The sequence below is a fragment of the Limnobacter sp. CACIAM 66H1 genome (genome assembly GCF_001601825.1).
Taxonomy (GTDB): Bacteria; Pseudomonadota; Gammaproteobacteria; order Burkholderiales; family Burkholderiaceae_B; genus Limnobacter.
On record NZ_LUJK01000089.1, the window covers coordinates 1 to 4,741 of the forward strand.

At 50.8% G+C, this 4,741-nt stretch carries 7 protein-coding genes and 1 pseudogene; 7 read left to right on the plus strand and 1 reads right to left on the minus strand.

From position 1 onward, the window contains the following. Nucleotides 1-81: 81 nt before the first annotated feature. Nucleotides 82-969, minus strand: coding sequence for a LysR family transcriptional regulator (locus A0129_RS15380; RefSeq protein WP_291716271.1), 888 nt, complete (start codon nucleotides 967-969; stop codon nucleotides 82-84). Here A0129_RS15380 and A0129_RS15385 point away from each other — a divergent pair, their 5' ends adjacent. The 7 genes and pseudogenes from A0129_RS15385 to A0129_RS15410 form a co-directional block, all read left to right on the plus strand. Further along, nucleotides 970-1,398 carry a hypothetical protein gene (locus tag A0129_RS15385; RefSeq protein WP_291716272.1) on the plus strand — a complete coding sequence of 143 codons (429 nt, stop codon included), beginning with the start codon at nucleotides 970-972 and terminating at the stop codon, nucleotides 1,396-1,398. Between the two features lie 24 nt (nucleotides 1,399-1,422). Then, nucleotides 1,423-1,659 (plus strand): hypothetical protein, encoded by a 237-nt coding sequence (locus A0129_RS15390; protein WP_291716273.1) that lies wholly within the window; start codon nucleotides 1,423-1,425, stop codon nucleotides 1,657-1,659. Nucleotides 1,660-2,556: 897 nt separating this feature from the next. Further along, the gene (locus A0129_RS15395; protein ID WP_291716274.1) at nucleotides 2,557-3,312 is read left to right on the plus strand and encodes a heme-binding protein; all 756 of its coding nucleotides are present in this window, start codon (nucleotides 2,557-2,559) and stop codon (nucleotides 3,310-3,312) included. Between the two features lie 174 nt (nucleotides 3,313-3,486). Next, entirely contained in the window at nucleotides 3,487-3,792 is a 306-nt protein-coding gene (locus A0129_RS15400; protein ID WP_291716275.1) for an antibiotic biosynthesis monooxygenase, read from the plus strand. A gap of 58 nt (nucleotides 3,793-3,850) precedes the next feature. Next, on the plus strand, nucleotides 3,851-4,165 hold the full coding sequence (locus A0129_RS15405; RefSeq protein ID WP_291716276.1) for a DDE-type integrase/transposase/recombinase: 315 nt from the start codon (nucleotides 3,851-3,853) through the stop codon (nucleotides 4,163-4,165). A gap of 21 nt (nucleotides 4,166-4,186) precedes the next feature. Beyond that, complete coding sequence (locus tag A0129_RS15880) at nucleotides 4,187-4,432, plus strand: transposase (RefSeq protein ID WP_367190003.1); 246 nt, start codon at nucleotides 4,187-4,189, stop codon at nucleotides 4,430-4,432. A 63-nt stretch (nucleotides 4,433-4,495) separates the two neighbouring features. Beyond that, nucleotides 4,496-4,741, plus strand: a pseudogene (locus tag A0129_RS15410) (transposase); the annotation flags it as partial.

Genomic DNA, 4,741 nt, shown 5'->3' on the forward strand with positions numbered 1-4,741 from the left:
GCCTCGAAAGAGCGGCTTTTGACACAGCACTGTTGTACACGGCAAACACGTACGCTGCCTCTTTGTCGGAATAGCTTCGTACTATTTGAATGCGTCGGCTATGGCATCAAACACCAGGCGCACCCGTTTTGGTACAGGTCCACGCTGAGGCCGATACACATAGATATCCCAGGGCGTACAAGTATCGACCTCCAGCACGCGTACTAGACTTTTGGAATTGACGTGTTGCTCAGCAAGGTAATCAGGCAATTGCCCAAAACCCACCCCCGACAGAACTGCATCGCACTCTGCCTCAGGGTCGTCAGTTACAAATGCAAACGGCTCGGGCAACATACGGCGCTCTTTGCTAAAAAACCAACTCCAAGGTCGGCCCGTGCTGTGGTCAATCAGCCCTGTGGTTGGTAGCGTTGATAGTTCGGAGATTTGCTGCGGTGTGCCGTAGCGCTTGATGAGATTCTGGCTGCCATATACCCCAAAGCCCACCGAACCCACTTTGCGCACCACAAAGCGATTGTCTTTGAATAGACCCATTCGAACACCGACATCAATCTGCCCGTCAACAACATCGGCAAGTTCATCAGAAAGTCGGATATCGATGACGATGCCTGGATGAAGACGTGCAACTTTGTTAAGCGCTGGCAGCACCCGTAACCTGCCAAGGCTGCGAGGTGCTGTGATACGAACGCGGCCAACCAGTTCGGCGGGTGCTTGTGGCGATGCAGGTGCGAGGACAGCCTCCATCTGCTCCAGGCTAGCCCGTGCGCGCGGCGCAAGTTCGGCCCCGAATTCGGTGACATTCACCCGGCGAGTGGTGCGGTGAAACAGCAATTCGCCATAGTGCGCTTCGAGTTCCTGTATGGCCCGTGTTACTCCTTGAGGCGACATCCCCAAAAGCATTGCAGCTTCTCGGAAGCTGTCAGCTTCGGCGGCCACGCAAAAAATTTTCAACCGGTCTTCTAGCTTCAGCATGTGACAGAAAATCTGAAAGTGTTCTTATATTCATTGTCGCATTGCCAGGAATACATAATTTCTTTTTATTCCATTTACACGATTAATGTGACGTGGGAAACTGGCAATGATCACCTTTCATTAAATGGAAATTCTGTGAAGATTGATATCCGTCCCTTTGGCATCATGATAGCGGCGTTGCTTAATTCCGCCAGCTTGCCTGCGCATGCAGGGCCACCCAACGTCGCTTCTTGGCTGATACTTCATACGGATCGGGAAGAATCCCGTGATCAATCTGAATCTTTGGGCAATGAACTGGATTTGAACGGTTCCAATGTGACTGTTCTGGCTGTACCTGATAGCTCACATCGATCCGCGAATCAGGATGTGGGGTCAGCTGAATTTTTTGTTGGCAAAGCAATTTCAACCTTTCTTTCAGAGTTGAAGTAAAACAGCAGGGTAGGGTTAAAAGAGATGGATTGGGTTCCCATGGTCTTCGTCACGTTCAAACTTCTCGTGCTCGGTACGGGCATGTTCTTCGCCATCAAATGGCATTACGATCGAGGGAATAAAAACAGGGCGCAGCAAAAGAGCGCAGTGTTGCGCGTCAGCGGAACGGTTGCCGTGGTCTTTGTGCTGCTGCTGTTGGGTCTATTGCTCGTCACTTTCTTCGTTGGCGAAATGCTAGGTTTGGATTTGACCTTGCCGTGATGTCCATGAATCCGCTGAACATCTTCAGTACGAGTAGCCGTGCGGTACCCAGAAAAAAAAGTCAACCACCGCTAAGTAGTTGAGCTTCATGAGCATTGGGTTGCGGGGGCAGGGTTTGACATTTATCTACTACCGCCTGCGGTGGAATATCCCAATTAAAGACCACAGGTTGATTCAATAGAGAAAAACGGCCGAGGGGACTCATCCGCGATAAAAAGCTGAGTTACAGCTGCCAGCATTCAGACCAACAAGTATAGCCAACAACTGGTGTGGGTGTTTTTTACTGGACCGAAGGCTCGTTGGGTGCAGTAACCACTTTGGAGGCTCTTAGTCAGGGAGAAGTTGATGCAGTGTCAATCTCCGCCAAAGGATTTTATGAGCGGAAGGGGCAGTTGAGCCCATGCCGCTCACTCAATGCGGGCAGATATCTCATACCAAGACAGAGAAACGACAGGTGTCGTTTTGGCTCGCTACGATGCTTTAGGTAAGGGCTTGCTACAGCAAACGAGATAGGTTTGTGACTGTAACAATGACTTTTTTCATCCCGGTCGTCAGGTCAACGCCCGGGATGAGATTTTGGCTTCCATAAACCCCAAAGATCAGTCTGTCCGACAACAACTGCAGCAGGTTCGTCGAAAAGTCGACTATCGATGACGATACTTGCATGAAGACTCGTTCTTTGTTAAGCACTGGCAGTAGCCGTAACGGCGCTGTGATGCGAACGCGACCAGCCAGTTCAGCGGGTCCGTGTGGATTCAGCATTTGACAGAAAATCTGAAAGTATTCTCATGTTTATTATTCCATTTTCAGGAATTCCAAATTCCTTTTTATTCCATATACACGATTAATGTGGAGTGGGAAACTAGCAGCGATCAACTTTCATTAAAAGGAAATGCTGTGAACATTGACATCCATCCCTTTGGCATCATGATTGCCGCGTTACTCACTTCGATCAGCTTGCCTGCGCATGCAGCCAAGCCAACTGCTCCCGCAGAATGTGCCGCGTTACCCACCCATGCCCAGCTACACGAGGCGTTGGTGCTCGCACGCAAGGCTAACAATGCTGGCTTCAACTTAGAGATGTGGGGCACTGTGGTGTCGCGTAGTGGAACGGTGTGTGCGGTGGCGTTCACAGGGAAAGGGTTGGGTGACCAGTGGCCGGGAAGCCGGGCTATATCAGCACAGAAGGCCTACACAGCCAATGCGTTCAGCCTACCAAGTTTAGCTTTGGCAACGGCCAATCTTTACAGCGCTGTCCAACCCGGTGGTAGCCTCTTCGGCCTGCAAGAGAGTAACCCGGTAAATCCTGCCTTGGCGATGCAAGGCCCAGTAAGTGCGTGGGGCCAACCCAATGATCCGCTGGTTGGTCAACGCATGGGAGGCATCAATGTGTTTGGAGGAGGTTTGGCTTTGTACAACAACCAGGGCGCATTGCTAGGTGCTGTGGGTGTATCGGGTGACAGTTCTTGCGCTGACCATGCCATTGCATGGCGTACTCGCAACAACCTCAAACTTGACTACGTACCAAGCGGTGTGGGGCCCGGTGGGGTTGACCAGATCGCTTACCAAGGAGACTGGAAGCAACCTCATTGCATTAAGGCAGATTTGGAAGACGCAGTAGTCCGTGCCCTGCCTGCGACAAGCACCAGATAGCCCAGCCAGTGATGCCAAGGATGAGGTCTAAGCCTCTCCAGTATCAAATCGTGCTGTAACCAAATTCCTTTCAACCATCACAGGAGCATTCATGAGAATCAAGAATGACGGATCCAAACCGATTAATTTCAACCAACCTGTTGGGACAGTAGTCCTAACCAAAGGAGACTTGCCATGGTAAAAGTAGCACTGTTCGTCCGCTTGGAAGCAAAAGCCGGCAAAGAGAAAGAAGTAGAGCAATTTCTACTGGATGGGCTTCCGCTTGTCCAAGAAGAGCCTGCCACCACTGCATGGTTTGGTATTCGTCTTGGGCCATCCACGTTCGGCATTTTTGACGCCTTTCCCGATGAGGCGGGCCGTCAGGCTCATCTCGCTGGCAAGGTTGCCGCTGCTCTCATGGCACAAGCAAGTAGCCTTCTTTCTGCACCGCCGTCCATCGAGAAAGTGGATGTTCTAGCGGCCAAACTGCCTAGTGAGTAAAGCTCAACTAGGCACTCCAGCCTTCGCTTTGCCAAGGCAAAAGCGAAGGCCGAGTGATGTGAAAGCTCTGAAACCACTTCGTTCGTCTACACGTATCCATTCCTTCTCTGGGGAGAAGCTGCCGCTCTGCGCCGCAGATCGGTTGTGGGCGCTGGACTTTGTCCATGATGCTTTGTACGACGGCAGGCGATTCCGAGTGCTCAACATCATCGATCATTCCAATCGCGAGGCTTTGGCTGTTGAACCGGGTTTCTCAATACCTGCCGCAAGACTGATTCGAGTGATGAACAGTCTGGTGGATTTCTATGGCTTGCCAGATTCAATCCGCTTCGACAATGGGGCCGCAATGGCAGGTCACGCATTTGGGCAGTGAGCAGAAGACCGAGGTGTTCAACTGATATTTATTCAGCCTGGTAAACCCTATCAGAACGCATTTGCAGAACGATTCAATCGGACCTTCAGGCACGAAGTGTTGGACGTTCATCTGTTTGCATCAATGCGGCAGGTCGAACAAATCTGCGACCAGTGGCGCACGGACTACAACGAAGACAGACCGCATGAGTCTTTGAACAATTTACCGCCATCGGTTTACATGCTAAGGGTCATTCAGTCAGCAGGAAACTCTATTTTTAACTGTTAACTTGACAGAGATGTAATGACCCAGTGAAATTCTGCTCAGGTGATAATGAAGGAGAAATCACAGATGAGCACAGAAATGAACGACGACATCAAGCGCTGGACAGCCAAGCGCAAAGCAGCCCTGGTCATGGATATTATTCAGGGCAAGACCACAGTCTCAGAGGCCAGCCGAACATTTGATTGATCGCCCTCTGACATTGAGAACTGGGTCGATGAAGCCAAGCGGGGCATGGAGAATGCTCTGAAGGCCAAGCCTTTTGAAGTCAAAGAACTGTACGAGAAACAAATCAAAGACCTCCAAGAAGCCTAT

Coding starts and splice junctions, on each gene's coding strand:
- A0129_RS15380 (WP_291716271.1), bottom strand. CDS start 969: ATGCTGAAGCTAGAAGACCGGTTGAAAATTTTTTGCGTGGCCGCCGAA.
- A0129_RS15390 (WP_291716273.1), top strand. CDS start 1,423: ATGGATTGGGTTCCCATGGTCTTCGTCACGTTCAAACTTCTCGTGCTC.
- A0129_RS15400 (WP_291716275.1), top strand. CDS start 3,487: ATGGTAAAAGTAGCACTGTTCGTCCGCTTGGAAGCAAAAGCCGGCAAA.